Source organism: Kribbella amoyensis (assembly GCF_007828865.1).
Lineage (GTDB): Bacteria > Actinomycetota > Actinomycetes > Propionibacteriales > Kribbellaceae > Kribbella > Kribbella amoyensis.
Window position 1 is genome coordinate 6,033,914 of record NZ_VIVK01000001.1, and the last position, 18,268, is coordinate 6,052,181.

Sequence of the window (18,268 nt, forward strand, 5' to 3'; positions counted from 1 at the left end):
CCGCCGCCTTCTTAGGGTGCGGGTAGGGCCCGCCATCCACCACCCGATACCCGTACGACGCCCCCCACCCTGAAACTGCCCATCGACCAACACCTGCGCAGCCATCGCCACCCGCTTCTGCACATGCTGACGCTCAGACTTCGACAACCCACCCGTGATCGTCATCGCCATGTCGTGCACCGTGTTCTCCGGATCGAACCGACCCCCAAGACTCGGAATCCACAACGACACCCCGAACAGATCGAACTTCGGCCAGGTGAGGCTGAACTGATTACTGAACCAGCACCGAGTCGCCTCCCCCACGACGAGGCCGTCCCACTCGCGACCTGGGTCCTTCAACGCCCGCAGCACTCGGCTCGCCTCGTCGCGCCGCTCCCACGGCAACGACCGCGACTGACCGCTGTCGAAAACTCCGCAACGATCTCGCCACCCAACGGCTGCACAAACCGAGCGGCCTCCCCCAACTGCCACGCTTTCGACGTCGCCGGATCCTGGTTGTCCTCCGTCGAACACCGCCCATAGAACGCCAACCGCCCCGCCCCACCGCCGCCGCTCACATCCGTTTCCGGCTCGGACTGTCCGCCCCGAGCGACAAGTTCGTCCAGGTCCATGGTCGGGTGCTGGACGGTACTGCCGTGGCCAGCCAGGACTATGAGACACCGAGCAGCGAGCTCCCAGACCCCCTCCCCCGATCGACCTGCCCAGGACGACGACACAAGTCCGCCGACACCGGGGTCGGTGTACACCGGTCCGACAGCCGCAGACCAGCATCGAGATCCCCGTCACGCTGATCGACGGCAAGGTCGCCGAGCCCACTGAGACCATCTCTTCGCGGGCCGGCGGAGTCTTCGATGTGGAGTACAGGTGCCGTCGACGATCACCACAACGGCTAAGGCGCTTCGGCGCTGGCCCAGCCACTGGGGCAGCGCCGAAGGGTTGGCAACTCTGGGTAATCAGTGCATAATCTCTAGCTCGTTCGGTGTGGGGAAAAATACGGCACCGATACCGTAGGGGGAAATCTTATGCACTTGCAGTCTTTCGCGGTCAGAAACTTTCGGCGACTACGGCAGATCAGGGTGGATCTGGACGACGAGGCAACGATCTTCGTCGGCGCCAACAACTCCGGAAAAACGTCATCGATGCACATCTTCCAGTATTTTATGATCGATAGCGTCAAGTTCGGAATTCACGACTTCAGCGCTGCCTGCTGGCAGCAGTTCAACGAGTACGATCCAGCCACCGAAGGCGCGGCGCTGCCGGACATCACCCTCGACCTGTGGTTCAACATCGACGAGGCCAACCTGCACCGGGTCATCGACCTGCTGCCGGACCTCGAATGGGAGGACTCCGCGCCGGTCGGCATCCGTTTGTCTTTCGAGGCCAAGGATCCGGCGCAACTGCACGCAAACTACCTGGCAATGCGGGCCGAGACAGGGCGCTGGCCCAGCGACCTGCACGACTACCTGCGCAAACGACTCAGGGTCGAGTACCACGTGGTCCACTACAAGCTCGACCGCCGGCAGTTCGACAAGCACCTGCTGCTGAAATCCGAGCAGACTCTCCAGGTCCTTGAGAAAGGCAAGGAAATCCTCCGCTCGATCATCAAAGTCGATCTCCTCCACGCCCAGCGGCACCTCGCCGACACCGAACAGCGCGGTCGCGACGAAGACCTTTCCCGCACTCTCGGGCGATACTACGAAAGATATCTGGAAAAGCCGGATCCGGCCCAAGCACCGCTGCAGGCGCTGGCCGACACCGAAGTGGGTCTCAACAACCATTTCAACACCGTCTTCGGCCCGATCGTGAAACGCCTCAACAAACTCGGATATCCGGGCATCGACAATCCCGATCTGATGGTGCGGACCGAGCTCCGCGGCGATACCTTGATGAACACTAGCGCCCAGGTGCACTACGTGGTGCCGGGTGCCCCGGCCGGTCAGCCGGCGATTACGCTGCCTGACCGCTACAACGGGCTCGGGTTCAAGAACCTGATCTACATGGTGGTCGAGATCGTCGCCGCCCACGAGGCCAGGAAACAGATGGCCGAGGGTCAGCCGCCGGTGCACCTGATCATGGTCGAGGAGCCGGAGTCGCATCTGCACGCCCAGCTCCAGCAGGTATTCATCCGGCAGCTCAAGAGCATCATCGACGACGTCGAGGACCCGGGCACACAGTTCGTGCTGACCACCCACTCCTCGCACATCGTGTACGAGGACTTCAGCTCGATCCGCTACTTCGCCAGGGTCCGCGACATGGACACCTTCCGCTACAGCGACGTCCGCGACCTCTCGGTCTTCTCCGACGAGGTCGAGGCCGACACCCGGAAGTTCCTGCTGCAGTACCTCAAGCTGACCCACTGCGACCTGTTCTTCGCCGACGCCGCCATCCTGGTCGAGGGCAATGTCGAGCGACTGCTAGTGCCCCTGATCATCTCGGAGTTCTGCGAGCGGCTGGCGACCTCACACCTGACGATCCTCGAACTCGGTGGCGCGTTCGCCCACCGGTTCAGGAAGCTAGTCGAATTCCTCGGCCTGCATTGTCTGGTGATCACCGACATCGACAGCATCTCCGGACCACCGAAACCCCGGGAAGCGTGCACCACCGACAAGCCCGGTGCGATCACGGCCAACCAGACACTGATCCAGTGGCTCCCCGGAGAGGAGAACATCAAGACGCTGCTGGAGCTCGAGCCGGAGAAGAAGGAGTACCGCGGTGGCCCAGGGAAGGCGACCGTCCGGGTCGCCTACCAGACGCCGCACGAGATCAGCTGGCACCTTGAGAAGCTGACGATCGCGGGCCGGACCTTCGAGGAAGCGCTGGCCTTCGAGAACCTCGACTGGAGCCAGGACGAAGCCAACAAGTCGCTGAGACTTAAGGTGAAGGATCCGGCCGATCTCGACGCTGTCGTCCAGGGTGTCTTCGAGCGGGTCCGCAAGCTCGACAAGACGAAGTTCGCGCTGACCCTGATCGAGCGAGAGGTCGACTGGGCCTGCCCCAGCTACATCTCCGAAGGACTGGACTGGCTGGCCGACGAGATCTGCGACCTGGACGCGCCACCGACCGTGGTGTCCGCCGAGGAGGTGACCGATGAGTCCTCGGATTGACAGTCCCAGCACTCCGGCCGACGAGGAACTGCAGCAGATCCTCGCTGACCCGGAGATCCCCGGCTTCACCATGATCGCCGGCGCCGGGTCCGGCAAGACGACGTCGCTGGTCAAGGCACTGCACCACGTGATCTCCACCCGTGGTCGACAATTCCTTGCGAACCGGCAACAGATCGCCTGTATCACCTACACGGAGATCGCCCGGCAGGAGATCGAGGACGATTTGGCGAACAGCCCGATCGCGCACGTCTCGACCATTCACAGCTTCCTGTGGACCCTGGTCGAGCCCTTCCAAGGCGACATCCGGCGCTGGCTGGACAAGAACGGGCGAGCTGCTCTCGCCGAACTCGAGGACAGGTACGCGAATGCGGGCGCGCGGACACAACCGAAGACGTTGGAGGCTCTCAAGCGGCGGATCGAGCGCCGGCGTGACGGACTGGCGAGGTTGGACAACGTCGAGAAGTTCAAGTTCGGGGTGGCCACCAGCTACGGCGAGGGGATCGTCGGCTATGCCGACGTCCTGAAGATGGTGCCCGAGCTGATCCTGAACAAGCCGTTGTTCGGCAAGCTGATCGCCCGCAGGTACCCACTCGTGTTCGTCGACGAGAGCCAGGACACCTTCAAGGCGGTGGTCGCCTGCCTCCGGCATGTCGCGGTGACACAGAAAGGGCACTTCTGCCTGGGCTTCTTCGGCGATCCGGTCCAGAAGATCTACAGCACCGGGATCGGGACGATCGTCCCCGAGGACGGCTGGCGCAGAGTGGAGAAGCCGGAGAACTTCCGGTCACCACTGCGAGTACTCGCGGTCATCAATTCCATCCGTGCCGAGGCCGACGGCCTGGAACAGATCTCTGGTCTTCCGGCTGATCTGCAACGCGACGGCGAAGTCACGTACTTCGTGTTCCCCCTCGCCGCCGATCGCAACGCATTGCTGAAGAAGGCGCAGACCTGGCTCGAGCAGCACTCCGAAATCAACGCCTGGCAGCGCGAGGACGAGACCAAGACGCTCGTCATCACGCACCGGATGGCGGCCGGCCGGCTCGGCTTCCAGGCCTTATACGACGCGTTCCACGGCACGCGGCTGCAGGAAGGCTTCACCGAAGGAAGTGCCTGGCCACTTACACCGTTTCTCAGCACCCTGCTACCTCTGGTCCAGGCGGCGAACAGCAACCGTGCTGAGCTGCTACCGCGATTGCGAAAGTCGAGCCCGCTGCTCCGGCCGGAGAACGTCGACGAGACCACGGTGCGACCGACTCTGGCGACTCTCGCCGCAGGTGTGGACGAACTCGTCAAGACGGTGGCGGACGGCGGGCCCGGGTCTGTTCGCAAGGCGCTCTCGGTGGCGCACGAGCGCAGTCTGGTCGAGCTCGACGACCGCCTGCTCCAGGTCTTGGCGGAGGATCCGCCGGAGTCCGAGGATGACGAAGAACAGATGCTCACGGCACTGATGCGGTGTGATGTGGCTGAACTGGAGGGTTACGCCCGCTATATCGGTAACGACTCGCCGTACTCGACGCAGCAAGGAGTCAAGGGCGCGGAGTACAAGGACGTGATCGTCGTCCTCGACGACGACGAAGGCCGGCACTTCCAGTTCTCCTACAACAAGTACCTCGGCCTGGAGAACCTGTCGAAAGCGGAGGCGGCCAGGGGCGCCGACGAAGAGACGAGCGTCGACCGCACCCGTCGCCTCCTCTACGTCTGCGCCTCGCGCGCCACCCGGGCGTTGGCCATCGTCCTGTACGCCGCCGACGTCGACGCAGCCACCAAGGCAATGCAGGACTTACTCCCCGGCGCCCATCAGGTCTCAACCGAGGACCTCGCCTCGGTGGAGACCTGATGCTCAGGCGGTAGTTCGGATCAGGTCGGCGGCCATTTCGGCAATGGCGAGGTCGAGTCGGCTGGTTAAGGTGCGTGTCCGGCCTCGGACAGACCTTATCCGCAGGGTCACCCACCGGGTCGACCTCCACGTCATCGGTCTGGTCGGCGTGGTGATATCTCAGCGAGAGCTGGAGCGCGCCGCAAAGCCGATTCAGCTCCTCCGGGTTCACATGGTTCAAGGCCGCTCCGATGTCACTCAACTCATCGATCCACGCCTCGATCGGTGCCTTGGTAATCACGACCTGAGCCGGCAAAGAAGTCAGCGCCTTCTCGGCCACCTGCTTCTCAGCCGCCGGACCACGTGTCACGAGCGGCACCTTCACAGCGCACCGCCGACACCGTCGTCCGGATCCATCATCGGGCTCGACCACCCGGTAGGCCAGCACGGCACGGTCCGGCTCGTGCAGCTGCCAGATCACTTTGAGCCTGAGCTCGTCAAGGCGTGTGAACGTGGTCAGATCAGGGCTGGTGAAGGTAGCGTCAGGCACCTTGAGGTTCTCTCGATGGGCGGTGAGAACTCCCATCATCGGAAGATCTCGACCCCTACCCAGACACCGACGCGACGCCAGCCTCTACACCCTCAACTGCGAAGAGCCAGCAAAGTCTGGTACCCCACGATCCGCGTGCCCATCCCCCGATCCGGATACCGACACCGGCGGTCGGCCAGCCGGAAATCGAGTACGAGACATTCTCGTATCCGGCTCGCCGGGACGATGTGCGGCGCGGAGATCACTGTGCTGTGCTGGAACAGCACGGAGAGTGATACCGGGGCGGGGTGGGTAGCGGTGGCCGAGAAGGTGGTGCGAACTAGGCAGGTCACGCTGCACCGGCTGCGGCACCGGCTGAAGAGTGCTGACGAGTTTTTCGACGTACTCGACCACGAACAGCTCGACGAGCTCGAAGACCTCGACTTCGGTCCGGTGACGGTGGCGGACTGCTCAGGACTGTGGGTCCAGGGATCGTTTCGCACCAAGGCCGGCGAATCCGCCGAGTGGTGCGCGGCCGCCTCTCGGACGTTGGGCTACACCGTGCATTTCGCCGACACCCACTCTGCCGGCTTGCTGCAGCTGATCGTGGACGAGGCCGCGTACGCGATCGCGTACGGACAGGGCTACCGCCTGCTCCCCGGTGAGGCAAAGGACCATCGATTCGGACTCGAGTTCGCGATCCGCGCCCTCGACCCGACCCACGTTCACAAGCTGATGCGACGGAGGCCGGGCGCCCGCGGCCGGACCGAGGTCACGCTGATGCCCAACGGGTCCGCGATCTGGGCGTTCGACGTCGCGGACGCGTACGCGGATCTGGTCGGAAGCGCAAGCGGTAAGTCACAGGCGATCCAGCTGAGTCGCTCTCGGCCGACGCAAGCGACATCGGTCGACGGCGGTGTCGGACTGCAGATCCGCCTGGCAACCGACCCGGTCGAGCTTGTCTCAGACATCCGCACGATCGCCGGCATCCTCAGCCGGGAGCGCCGGCCGGAGCTTGAGTTCATTGACCGCATCAGACCGATCCGCGACACCGAGCTCGTCGATCGACTGGACGACGAGATTGATCAGCTCCTCAGCGGTACGCCGGACGAGGTGAGCCTTCGCCTCAGCGCTGTCGTACCGATGGACCTCGCCGAAAGGATTGAGGACGTCCGCGCCTTCAAGGTCAGGCTCGAGAAGAGCAACCGCACCTATGACGAGATCACCCTCGACGTACTGCTGAACCAGGCGAAGGTCCTCCGCGAGGGCCCGAGGCTGCAGGCATTCCGAGACGGTCGGGTATACGCCTTCAAGGACGAGGCCTGCACTCACCCGGTCGGCAGCAGCAAGGCGATCCAGTGGCTGGAGGCAACGGCTGCGCTCCCGGAGGACCGTCACTTCGCCATGGTCGACGGACGCTGGTACGAGATCGACGCCGACTACCGGGTCCGACTCCGCCAACGGGTACACGAGCTACTCGAAGTCGCGTCGGATCTCAAGCTGCGAGCGTGGCGAGCTGGAGAGACCGAAAGGGATTACAACGAGAACTCGGCCCTCGACCCCGACCTCGGTCTTGTCTGTCTCGACCGACACGGCGTGAAGGACGAGTTCCACCACAAGTGGGGCTTCGAGGCCTGCGACCTGCTCGGTCCGGACAACCAGCTGATCCACGTCAAGCAGGCAACGAGCTCGTCTCCGCTCAGCCATCTGTTCAGCCAGGCCTGTGTCGCCGTACAAGGCCTCGAAGGGTCGGTCGAGGCGCGGCAGCGCTTCAGGGAGCTCGTACGGCAGCAAGGGCGGGGCCGCGAGCTACCAGGAGACTTCGTACCGACGAAAGTTGTGTTCGGAATCCTGTTGAAGAAAGGAGAAGCCGTGACCTCCAGCACGCTCTTCCCATTCGCGCAGGTTGCCTTGGTTCAGGCTGCCCGCGTGCTGCAGTCCGCGCGAGTTCCGATCGACATCGAGGTCCGCGGCATCGAGCGCGCCTCGGCACCTCAGTCCGACGGCTGAGAGCCGGCGATCGGGGCGTCGTCAGAGGTCGTGGATCCAGGATCGGTCAGCCCGCAGGAGGGTCGCGTTGAGTGCTTCTTGGGGGATGCGTACGCCGCGGCCGAGGAGGTCGATGATGCCTAAGGCAAGCCCCGGGTCGCGGAACCAGCACGTCAGAGACACTGCCTGATCCGTCGGCACCCGCGGCTGGTTAGCTTGCTCGTCCTTCGTGGCCAGGAGACGACGGTACAGGCTGTCAGCGGGAAGAACCTCGGGCATGCCCTCGTCGACCGCGGTCGCGGCGGCGTTCCGTGGGATGCGCAGACCGTCGACGTCCAGGTCTCCGTAGTATCGAATGCGCGAGATGCCGTCGAGTTCCCGGCACGAGAGGATCGACGCCTCGAAGGCGCCGCCCGCCCCCCAGGCAAGATGCCCTACCGGACCCGGATCGGCGCCAAGGGCTGCCCGGATACTGCTGAACGTGTTGTCGTTCTCGATGACGAGTAGCACCGGACCTCTGCCGACACGGACGCTCGGCAACGGCGGATGCGTACGAAAGGTCCGTAGAAGGTCCAAGGTCAGCCGGCCAGGACCGAAGACCCCGGTCTGCATCAGCTTGTCCAGTTCCTTCTCGTGGCTGAAGATCGCCAGCGACCGCTCACGTAGGGGGAGGACATCTGGTTCCTTCCCGTGGTCGCGCAGCCAGGTGTTCACGGACTTCAACCGGGTTACCTGTCCGAGGGTCAAGCGTGCTTGGAGAACCCAGGACAGCTCAGGCCTCCACGCCACCGACCGCGCCACTGCCGCGGCGGTTACCCGCGAGGCGTTCCGCGGCACCGTCACCCGGGTCGGCAGATGCGGAAGTGCGATCCGGTCGGATGTCTTCGAGACGCGGATCAGGCCGACAGAGTTCAGCTCGCCGAGAGCACGAGCCAAAGCTGCGCGGCGCTCCGGCCGACCGGCCGAGCTCGGGTCCGCCGAATCCCACAGTCCCCACAGTTCTCTCAGCGGTATCGCGCCCCGGCCCGAATCCTCGATCGCAAGGGCAAGCCTTGCTGCCCGCGGTGTCAGGCCAACCATTGGTTCAGCGGGATCGACGTCTGTCATCGTGGGTCCGCCAGCCCGCTCGTCGGAGCACCAGGCCGACGATAGACGCGGCCGGCCGTCACCGTACCCGGTGCCGACTCGTCATCAGAAGGCAGTTCGTCCTCGTCGTACGGCGGTGGCAGCACCCGCCGCACGACCTCCGCAACCTGGATGTACTTCAAGCCCGCCCTCAGATCGGCGTCGTTGCGCAGCCGGATCCACAGCGGAAAGTCGGCAAGAACCCGGTCGTCGGTGATACCCGTCGTGTAGATCAACTGGACGCCGAGAGCCTTCGCGACCGACTGCTGGAGGTCCAGCAGATAGGACGCGTTAGCCCGCCCGATCGGGTTGTCCAGGAACAGCACCCCGGAATGCCGTGAACGCATCTGCCCGCGCTCGTTGGCACGCAAAGCGGCGAGTGTGCAGTACAGAACGATGGCTGCGGTCAACTCCTGCCCGCCCGAGAAGACGTCGTTCATGTCCTCGATACTCACCCGTTCGTCCCGCAGCACCGAGTCCGGCTTGAGTACGTCGACGGTGAATCCCTTGGGCACCGCGGCATGCACCGCCTCAAGCAACAAGCTGGTGCCGTCCCGCTTCGAAGATGCACGCGCTCCGCTTCCCCGCGCCGCGAACTCGGCTGCGACCCGATCGACCACTTCGCCGACATGGACGCTGACTGCTGCGGGATCAGGCTCGGCGAAGGCGATCCGCAGGAACGGCCGACCGCTCCACTCGGCCAAGTCGGCAGGAAGCTTCGACAACCTGCCCGCCTGACGGAGGGCACGCAGCGCGTGGTCAACCAGGGCCGCCAAACGTTCGACGATCGCCTTGCGATGCCGGTTCACATTCTCCAGATCGCTGGTCAGCGTCGCCAACCGCGCGATTAGCGAGGCGGACCAGTCCGACGCCTGAGCGGCCAGTCTGATGGACGGCGATTCCAGGATGCTTCGCCGAGCCTGGTTGGCGAGCGTTTCGTAGCGAGCGAGACTTGCAAACGAAATGAGCTCCTGCACCGCATCCGCCAACTCACGGCGGCGGGCCTCGGCTTCTTGCCTGGTAGACCGCAATCTGAGGACTGCCTCGCCGGCGGCTGCCGCAGCGGACTCGGGCGACTCGGCGTACGGATCTACTGCGGGAGCCGAGTCGTCAACCTCGCCCAGCAGGGTCGCAAGAGGAAGTACGGCTTCCTTGATGGCCTGAGTTGCACGATCGGCATGCCGGAGCCGATCTGCCAGCCTGGTCATTCTGCCGTTGATCTCTTCGACGCTCGCCTGAGCGATCCGCAATTTCTCCTGGGCCTTCAGCTGCAGAACCTCTCCGGTGGCGACAGTGGTCGGCACCCACTCCGGCGACAAGGTCGTCCAGGACCGGCGGCCCGGCTCAGTAGGCGAGGCGCTCTTGACCGACTCCTCGAGTCGTCCAGTACGGAGGGTCGCCTCGCTGAGCTGCCCTTGCAGACGGTCCCGGCGATGGCGTGCGTTGTCCGCGGCAACTGCCCAGGATGTCCGGTCCGCTCCGGCCGGCGTCTCCCGAAGCTCGGCAGCCTTGGCGATGTATCGCTGATCGCGCAACGCCAACTCCGAGTCGAGCTGACTCACCTTCGCCGCGGCATCGGCAGCCTGCCGACGCAGGTCGGGGTCCGTCGCAATCGCGAGATAGGTCTGTTGCGCCGCGGTCGCTTCGTCCTTCAGGGTCGCCAACGGCGCTGTCGGTACCTCAACGGATCGCTCACCGCTCGTCGAGATCACGCCTTCGGCCGCCGAGCGATGTCTTCCGGCCCGTGCCCGCGACTGCTCTGCAAGCTTCAATTGCGCCGTAGCCAAGGAGCGGCTTTGAATTCCACGCCGGCGCGCCTTATCGGCCTCACGCTCGTAGCGTGCGACCTCGCTGGCCAACGCGGCAAGCTCTGTTTCTGCCTGCACAGCAGCATTGGTGTATTCAGCCAACGCTTCCAGTGCGTGGAGCCGGTCCGACAGTTTTCGCTCGGTCTCTTGAGAGCGCTCGAATGTGCTGACAGCAGCCGTGTGCCGGCCACGGAGGGAAGTTAGTTCCTCAGCGAGTTCATCAGCCGCCGTGTGTTCCTGGGCGGCGGACTCGGCCGATATCCTGACTTCGTCCTGCAGGTGCCCGAGCCTGCCGGCCGGGTTGTCGCGGCGCCATTGAACGACCGCATTGCGAGCCACGGTGGCTTCCTGCAGTTGGTTTTCGAGTTCGCTCATGGCCCTCGCTCGCCGCAGCAGAGCTTCGTGCAATTCATCGCGGCGATGGGCTGCGGCATCCTCGTCGTACATCGCTGGAGTTGGCTCGACCACGAAACCGGCCGGGCTTTCGTCCTCGTCCGAGGTCGGCAATGCGAGCAGAGCGGAGCCGGTGCCCACTTCGATCGCCGCAGCGGGCATGAGCTTTGCTGCGGCCAGCGCATCGCTCGCGACCGACATCTGTGACTGATCAACGACCACCACGCCGTCGGCCAGCGCCGGATGTGCGGCGATCAGCTCGGCGCGCTCCTCGGCGGAGGCAGTTTCACGCAAATACCGCCAGCCGGCGTGGGCCGCCACACCCGCCTCATCGAGGACAGCGAGAACAAGCTGTACATCAGCTCTGGCAGGCAGTAGGCCGCCATCTCCAAGAGCTTCGACAATGCGTGCATCTTCACGCTGCTCGGCACGTAGGTCGTCCAGCGCCCCGGTGTGAGCGCTGGTGTCGCTGCCCAAAACCTCGATCAAGTGCTCAGCAGCGCTCTCCAGGAGCTTGGCGATCATTGCGTCGGATGCGGCCTCCACAGGGATGTCGTCCGTCCCAATGGCTGCGGCGAGCGCCGGAAGCGCGTAGGCATGGGCCGCTGCCTTGTACATGGCCTCAAGGTCGCGGACCTTCGCGTCCGCGAATGAGGACGCTTGTAGCGCCCGCTGCTCTGCCTCGCTCACGCGGGGCTCAAGCGAGTCAATCAGGACACTGAGATCGGCAGCCTGGCGCTTGTCCGTGCTGACCCCGATCATCGCCTGACGATGCGACTCGGCTGCCTCGAGGACAATGCCCGGCACGTCGGCAAGCCGGGTATGAGGTGGCACCAGGTCGCTGTCTGCTGCTTTCTCGACGCGCGCTATCGCCTCGCCGATCAGCTGCTTTTGAGCTCGATGCCGTTCCTGGGCTCCTGCAGCAAGGGAGAGCGCGGCTCCCCTCTGCCCCTCGGCGGCGTCAGCCTGCTCCCCTGCCTCTGCTGCCTGCTCGCCATGATCCTGGGCGGCTCCATCGGCGATCCGCGCTTCTTCGTCGTACTTGGTCAGCAGACGCCCCGCGGTCAGGTCTCGTCTCTCGAGCGCGGGCGCTGCATCCTTGTCGGAAGCAGCGACCTGCTCGGCCAGCTCCTTGGCAGTGGAGATCGCCAACTCTCGCTCGGCAACGAGCGGCAGAGTCTCCCAGCCGGACAGTTCCAGGGCTACCTCCTGGAGTTCAGCTTCCGTCGCCGCCTTCTGGTTTTGCTCTTCGGCGAGTTCGAGCAGCAGGGTCCGACGTTTCACTTCGTTGAGCAGTTCACGCGCGCCGTCTCTCTCACCCTCACGAGTCGTTCCGAGCGCACGAGCTTCGTCTTGCTCGGCGCGAACGTTCGCGGCAGACAATTCTTCGATCCGCAGACGGGCCTCCAGCGCAGCAGCGAGACGCCTCCCGTCCGCAACCGCCAGTTCGCTCTCGCGGGCCGCGTCCAGATCTGCCTGGTGTGCGTCGGCGACGGGATCGAGCCCGGCGATGGCCCCTTCGAGGAAATCGCGCTCCAGCAGCATGTCCTGGCGGTCGGCGAGATTGGTCGCCCACTGCCTGAACGTGTCGGCGACCGAACTCGCGTCCTCGGGATCGGTGATGGTCGTGAGCAGCCAGTTCACGAAGTCCTTGGACGAGTTGTACTTGAATGCCTTGGCTGCCTCGCCCTCGTCGACGTTCATCCGCCGCTGGATGTCGAACAGGTCCGGCTCGATCCCCTGATCCCGCAGGTGCTTCCGCCAGCGTCCCTGCTCGTCGCCGATCCATGCCAGCTGCGTTGCCGGCGTCGCTCTGTTGACCTCCTCGATCGTCTCTCGAAAGCCTTCCAGGCGTCGGCGTCTACCGTCACGGCTGACCGGCAACGTGCCCAACTGGAGCAGCTCACTGGGACGGAACGAGTACCAGGCCTCGCTCAGGGCGTTGCTGTTCGACGCCGTCTTGGTCCGCCGCTGGTAGACCTTGCCGGTGACCAGAAGCTCGCCGGTCAGTACGTGCATCCATTCGAGCGCCACATGCCCAGTGTCGGCGTCGAGAACGAACTTCTCGAGCACAGCACCGCCGACCGTGCTCCGGCGGCCAGGCAGAACGACACTGAAGATCAGCTTCAGCAGAACGGACTTGCCGCCGCCGTTCTCGAGTAGCAACAGCGAGTACAGTGACGGCCGGCGACTCTCGCCATCCAGCAAATTCCGCGCCGGGATTGCCTCGCCGAGTCCCGACAGATCCAGCGTGACATCGCCGTATCGAGCGCCTCGCGGCCCGATCCCGACGAGGCGAGCACGATTCAGTTCGTACATGGCACGAACCTCCGACCCGGCCGTTCCTGCCCCGTCATCGCAGGTCGTCCTCGGTCCACTCGATCCGGGTCAGGGCACCGGTCCCGTCGGTCACCGTGGTGATGCCAAGGCCGAGCAGTTCGGAGAACATACGCTGTCCGGCCTCGCGCACCTGCATCCGGTACCGACTGGTGGTGACGTACGTGCCCCCGTCATCCGAGCTGCGCCGCGAAAGCAGGCCCTGATCGGCAAGGAACGCCAGCGCCTTGCCGACGATGCCCACGGTCGACGACGAGACGCGGCGTCCGTCGCCGGAGCCGGGCGTCGAAGCACGGCGCGCATAGACACGCCACGCAGCCTCGAGGTCCGGCGTACCTAGGCCCGGGTCCTGTTCCTCGCCCCGCTGAGCCGCCGACTCAGCGAGCCGGCGGCCCGCCTCCCGAACAAAGGCGTCGACACCGTGAACTGTGATGCGGCCGACGTACGCTGGGTTGGAGAGATCCGCCGGCCGCGGGTAGGCCAAAGCTGCCGCACCCAGATGTGCCAACGCATGGATGACACGTTCGGCGGCCTTGCCTTCACCGCCGGTGCGCTTCGCGTAGTCGGTCATCTTGATCGCGAAGACGCTCTCGTCCGTACTGGCGACCACCAGTCCGTGACGCACGTCAGCGTCGAGGATCACCAGGTCGAGACCGATCGCGACAGCTCGGACAATCTCGGCGAACGCGTCGTCGTCGCGAAAACGGTGGACCAGTACGCGATACGTCTCGTCTCGCACTGGTAGGAGTTTCGGGCGAAAGGAGAAAGCGATCAGGCGCGCCGCGTCCGCCACCGCCGCTGTAGAGCTGGACGGCACGTGTCCCGATGGGTTCATGCGGCCCCCTCCTTGCCGAGTGGTCGATTCCCGTCGTCTTCACGTGCGTCACGAGCCAGGCGTAAGCTGGCCCGAGCCACCAGCAGATCCGATCCACCGAACTCTGGATCGTCGAGAGGAACGCCGTCGTCAACGGCCATCAGGACGTGGGTGCCGTGGTGACGTCGCGCCGTACCGATCTCTTGCGCCGCCAGCGCCAGCACGCGGACGACCACGAGCAGTGGGAGGTCGACAGCCGCAGGCTCGTCGACCTGGCGACGTCGCGCGTCAGCAAGCATGCCCGAGAGCCGCTGCGGAGCATCGGGGTCGAGGTTCAGCAGCGCGTCGAGCTGCTCGTAGCTCTCGTCCGGGAACCTCGGCGGCTCCTCATCCTGCGCCAGCTCAGGATCGTCGATCTGTCCGCCGAGGATGTCGCGTTCGGTCACCGGCGTGATCAGCCCGTCGAACAAGTCCGCCAGACGCAGCGCCGGCGGAACCATCAGGCCCACGGCTGCTCCGAAGAAGCTCAACAGAGCCGGATCCGCCTGTTCGATCGGGCACGCGAGCACCGGTACCAGCAGTTGCGTATGTAGATCCAGCGCCGCAGCCGACGGCACCGACGTGAAAGTCTGCCTGTCCTGTTCCACACGGAAGCGGTGACCAGCGCTCTGTAGCGCCGCCTGCAACTGATCGTGCCGCCGCAGACAGTCCCGTACGACGTCGACCAGCCGGGCGGCCTGCGCCTTGCGAACGGCGGTGTCGGCCGTGTCCCGAACCTCGGTGAGGTTCACGAGGATCGCGTTCTCCGCGCGATAGCGCGTCTCGATGTGACTCAGTGCCTCGTCGAGAAACGCCGGCATCGTCACCGCCCAGTCGACGTTCCGTACATCCCGGCCGGTCGCTTCGAGTCGCTGACGCAGCATCTCGCCGTACTGAATCGTGCGATACCGCGCGTTCTGCGCGGCAGCCTGCGCCTCGTCGAGACGGCCGCGTTTGATCAGGATGTCCAGACGCACATCGGCGGCGATGTGAGCCGCCTCGAGATCCACCTCCAAGGCGCCCACAAGCACATTGACCGCCTCGTTCGAAGCCCGCAGGTATGGTTCGCCGTCAGCACCGAGCGTCTCCTCCAGCAACTTGAAGTCGAACAAGAAGCGGTTGTAGCCGCTTGGCCCCGGCACGCCGTAAACGGTGCGGAAGCCCCGGTCAGCGGATCCGACGTTCAGCAGATTCTCCAGCACCCAACGGGCGACCTTTTGATGCTCTGCCGACGAGCGATCCGGCGCCTGTGCCGCGACGTGGGCTGCCAGCTCTCGAAGCACGACGTCCGGGCGTGCGCCGGTGTCGAAGTCCATCGCGACCGTGACCAAATCGATCGCCTGCAGGGCGAGCTCCGCCATCTGGTAGACGGTGTAATCCGCCACTTGAACCTGAGCCTTGCGCGCGTCCAAATCGTGCAACGGCGCAGTCGTCGCCAGCGCCTTGACCCGCTGTGCGAACGCCGTACTGGCCGCTATGTCCCACTCCTGCTGATCGTCTGTATCCCCCATGCGATCACCGTATGCGACGGTACCGACAAATTCCGGTGGCCGCGAGTCGCGGGCCGACACTACCCGTCGGTTGGCTTCTCATTCCGGTGCAAGTGGGTGTCGGCGGGAACCTGGTCGCCATGAAGGTCCCTGCTGTGGTGTATCGGTCCTCTGCTGATTGTGACCGCTCGCGAGTCGACCGCCAACCGGGTGCAATTCGACGCTCGGAGCCTGCTCAGCGACACCGTCGAAGAGGCGTTGTGGCCGGCGAGATCATCGCGGCCGGGCCTGGCGACGTCCGGCCGCGCACGCCCGAGAGTTGCAGGACGAACGAAGCAGATCGAGAAGAACGTCTACGCCCAGCAGCTCCCACGCTACGACGACCTGAAGCAACTCGCCGACCAGATCCGCGCCGCGCTCGGATCGATCGCGATCCGGCCCGACGTCCAGTCCCCCGCCCAGAGCGCCCACGCGCCCCTGCTCTCCGCCTCGCCGCTGATGCGGACCCGATGACGCCATGAAACGGCTTGTCAGCGTTGCACGCATCGTCGCCGCGCTCGGCGGATTCGTCGACGTCGGCGAACTCGTCTTCAACAGTCCGGCAGGCGCTCTCGTCGGCTAACGCACGCTGCGGGTCCTAATCAGCGGGATCGTCAGCGTCGTGCCGGCCGAACTCAGCGGCCGGGTAGCGACCGCCGCAGGCGAGGCGAGCTTCAACCTGGTCCGCGACCGTTACCCGCGATGGTTGTCACGACACCCTTAGTGGCCGGCCTAGCCGTCTGCCTGATCACACTGTCTGCGGAACTGGGCGGCCTCGGGCTGGGTCCTGCACCGCGTCCTCGACTGGGACGAAGCCTTCTTCACCCTCGTCGGACTGCTGATCATCGTCGCATCGAGCCTGCTGTACTTGTTCAGTATGATCGAGCGGCTCTTCCGGTATCTCGACCCGCGGAATCTATTACCGGTAGGGGATTCCCAGCATCCCTTGAGTACCGCCGACCAACCTCAGTTGGAATTCCGCCGTTACGGGGTTCGGTCGGCAGCGTCGTAATCGGCATCAAGGTCAAGGCGTGTGGTTAAGGTGCGTGCCCCCCTCGGACACACTTCTTATCGATGGACCCATCAAGCGGGTCCCGGACCCTCCTGAGCGCCGGCCAGAAGTGCAACGGTTCCATCAACATTCTGCGGACCGAACAGTCCCGAGATCCACCGATTGACCCCGTCGCTGAGCTGGTCTTCGCGCAAGGAGACGGCGGGCGGATGCTCCAGCAGCGACCTCATCCGCCTCAAGCATCCGCAGCACCGCACTCCCCAGTAGCGATCCATCGCGCAGATCCCTTGCGAGGAACGCTTCATCGGGTACCTGGAACTCCCAGGGGTGGTCCTCGTAGGCTGGTTGACCATGAGTTGGCTGAGGACCTGGCAGGAGTCCGGCGCGCGGCGAGAGCTCGCGGCGCTGAATCTCCGGCTCAGGTCCGCCCTCGATCTGCCTGCCCCGTCACCGTGGCTCCAAGCCGCTGTCGATCAGCACGCGGCGGCGATCCGGGACATCCTCACCTTGACTTCAGGGGTGCTGGGGCCGATCGAGATCGCCGGCTACGCCAACGGGGTCCTGGACGCCGCAGCAGACTGGGGATGGCGATTCCCCACGAGCGCGGTCAAACCGGACTGGGTCATCATCCGGCTGCTGGCGGCGTGCAGCCTCGCCTCTCAGCCGAGTACAGCTATCGCTGCCGGCCTGCCGACGAACCCCTGAAGCAAGCGGCCCGCGGAACAAAGGTCCCCGAGCGCCGCGAGAGCGAGCGCTCGAGGACCTCCTGCGAGCAGTGCGATCGAGGATCGCTAGTGACCAGGCGCCGGAGGCGGGGTGGATGGCCTGTCGCCACCCAGCCCGGTCAACCCTCCATAGCCCTGGTCGCGGCTCGCCGGCTCACCCGGCTGCCGCTCCCATTGGCTTCGCTCGGCGTCCTCGCGACCACGTCGGTAGGCCTCCTCACGAGTCCGCACCGTGGGGAAGTCTTCCTCAGCGCGAGCAAGCCAGCGCTCCCAGCGTTGCTGCATCGGACGGATCATTCCGCCGCCCATCCCGACCACGACCACACCACCGACGGTGGCGAGCACAGCGATCAGTACCGGGGTCGTCACCGCCGTCGCAACACCGATCTGGTTGAGGGCGGCGATCACACCGAGCGCGATCACGAAGATCTGCAGCGCCTTCGCCACCAGTTGGCCGTAGCTCAGCGCACTCAGCGCGCTCCCCACAAGATCACGCAGCACGTTGGCGATGGCAGCCGCCACGACCACGATCACGACAGCGACGATCGCGCGCGGTAGCCACCCGACGATCGCGGCCAGCAGGTCGCTGACCGGGTTCGGTCCGAAGACGCCAAACGCGAACTGCAGGGCGATCAGGAGAACCGCGTAGTACACGAGCGCCGCGATGAGTCCGCTGGCGTCGTATTTCGATTGCTCGAGGGCGCGTTTGACACCGCCACGCTCGACGGCCCGGTCAAAGCCCACCCGAGTCAGAACAACCTCGACGATCTTTCGCAATGCCTTCGCGATCAGCCAGCCCACCAGCAAGATGACCAGGAAGACCGCGAATTTCGGCAGGAAGGTGATAATCGCACCCACCGCGTCGTTCCACGATTGAGTCAGGTCCATGGATCCGCTTCCCTTCAACAGCCCGGCTGACCTCCCCAGCGGATCTCGGGCCACGACAATCCTTGACTTCGGGTACCCACTGGTCTCGGATCGACACCGCGAGCGGTCACTCCTCCAGTTGCTGGTTGATCTTGGCCTCCGAAGAACGTGCCAGTAGGCA

At 64.9% G+C, this 18,268-nt stretch carries 10 protein-coding genes and 1 pseudogene; 5 read left to right on the plus strand and 6 right to left on the minus strand.

What is annotated here, in order from left to right; genetic code table 11:
* Positions 1 to 1,022 precede the first annotated feature (1,022 nt).
* Both FB561_RS28195 and FB561_RS28200 read left to right on the plus strand, forming a co-directional pair.
* Positions 1,023 to 3,104, plus strand: a complete 2,082-nt coding sequence (locus tag FB561_RS28195; protein ID WP_145811886.1) for an ATP-dependent endonuclease — start codon at positions 1,023 to 1,025, stop codon at positions 3,102 to 3,104.
* Complete coding sequence (locus FB561_RS28200; protein WP_145811892.1) at positions 3,088 to 4,941, plus strand: UvrD-helicase domain-containing protein; 1,854 nt, start codon at positions 3,088 to 3,090, stop codon at positions 4,939 to 4,941. Before FB561_RS28195 ends, FB561_RS28200 begins: the two co-directional genes overlap by 17 nt.
* 341 nt (positions 4,942 to 5,282) lie before the next feature.
* Here FB561_RS28200 and FB561_RS39285 read toward each other — a convergent pair.
* Positions 5,283 to 5,506, minus strand: a pseudogene (locus FB561_RS39285) (hypothetical protein); the annotation flags it as partial.
* A 261-nt stretch (positions 5,507 to 5,767) separates the two neighbouring features.
* Here FB561_RS39285 and FB561_RS28205 point away from each other — a divergent pair.
* Positions 5,768 to 7,459: a TIGR04141 family sporadically distributed protein gene (locus tag FB561_RS28205; protein ID WP_170284783.1), complete on the plus strand. Its 1,692-nt coding sequence runs from the start codon at positions 5,768 to 5,770 to the stop codon at positions 7,457 to 7,459.
* Positions 7,460 to 7,480: 21 nt separating this feature from the next.
* On the opposite strand, the gene FB561_RS28210 is transcribed toward FB561_RS28205, so the two are convergent.
* Genes FB561_RS28210 through FB561_RS28225 form a run of 4 tightly spaced genes read right to left on the minus strand, consistent with a single transcriptional unit; the run spans position 7,481 to position 15,465 of the window.
* Entirely contained in the window at positions 7,481 to 8,545 is a 1,065-nt protein-coding gene (locus FB561_RS28210) for a hypothetical protein (protein ID WP_145811897.1), read from the minus strand.
* Positions 8,542 to 13,083 carry a coiled-coil domain-containing protein gene (locus FB561_RS28215; RefSeq protein WP_145811899.1) on the minus strand — a complete coding sequence of 1,514 codons (4,542 nt, stop codon included), beginning with the start codon at positions 13,081 to 13,083 and terminating at the stop codon, positions 8,542 to 8,544. Before FB561_RS28215 ends, FB561_RS28210 begins: the two co-directional genes overlap by 4 nt.
* A 34-nt stretch (positions 13,084 to 13,117) precedes the next feature.
* Positions 13,118 to 13,936 (minus strand): hypothetical protein, encoded by an 819-nt coding sequence (locus FB561_RS28220; protein WP_145811901.1) that lies wholly within the window; start codon positions 13,934 to 13,936, stop codon positions 13,118 to 13,120.
* Positions 13,933 to 15,465, minus strand: a complete 1,533-nt coding sequence (locus FB561_RS28225) for a hypothetical protein (protein ID WP_202880756.1) — start codon at positions 15,463 to 15,465, stop codon at positions 13,933 to 13,935. The genes FB561_RS28220 and FB561_RS28225 overlap by 4 nt, the downstream gene beginning before the upstream one ends.
* Positions 15,466 to 15,624: 159 nt before the next feature.
* On the opposite strand from FB561_RS28225, the gene FB561_RS28230 reads away from it, so the two are divergent.
* Together FB561_RS28230 and FB561_RS28235 are read left to right on the plus strand one after the other, a co-directional pair.
* Positions 15,625 to 15,957, plus strand: coding sequence for a hypothetical protein (locus tag FB561_RS28230; RefSeq protein WP_145811903.1), 333 nt, complete (start codon positions 15,625 to 15,627; stop codon positions 15,955 to 15,957).
* A gap of 889 nt (positions 15,958 to 16,846) precedes the next feature.
* The gene (locus FB561_RS28235) at positions 16,847 to 17,200 is read left to right on the plus strand and encodes a DUF6401 family natural product biosynthesis protein (protein WP_145811905.1); all 354 of its coding nucleotides are present in this window, start codon (positions 16,847 to 16,849) and stop codon (positions 17,198 to 17,200) included.
* Between the two features lie 86 nt (positions 17,201 to 17,286).
* Here FB561_RS28235 and FB561_RS28240 read toward each other — a convergent pair whose 3' ends face one another.
* Complete coding sequence (locus tag FB561_RS28240) at positions 17,287 to 18,108, minus strand: mechanosensitive ion channel family protein (protein WP_145811907.1); 822 nt, start codon at positions 18,106 to 18,108, stop codon at positions 17,287 to 17,289.
* Positions 18,109 to 18,268: the final 160 nt, after the last annotated feature.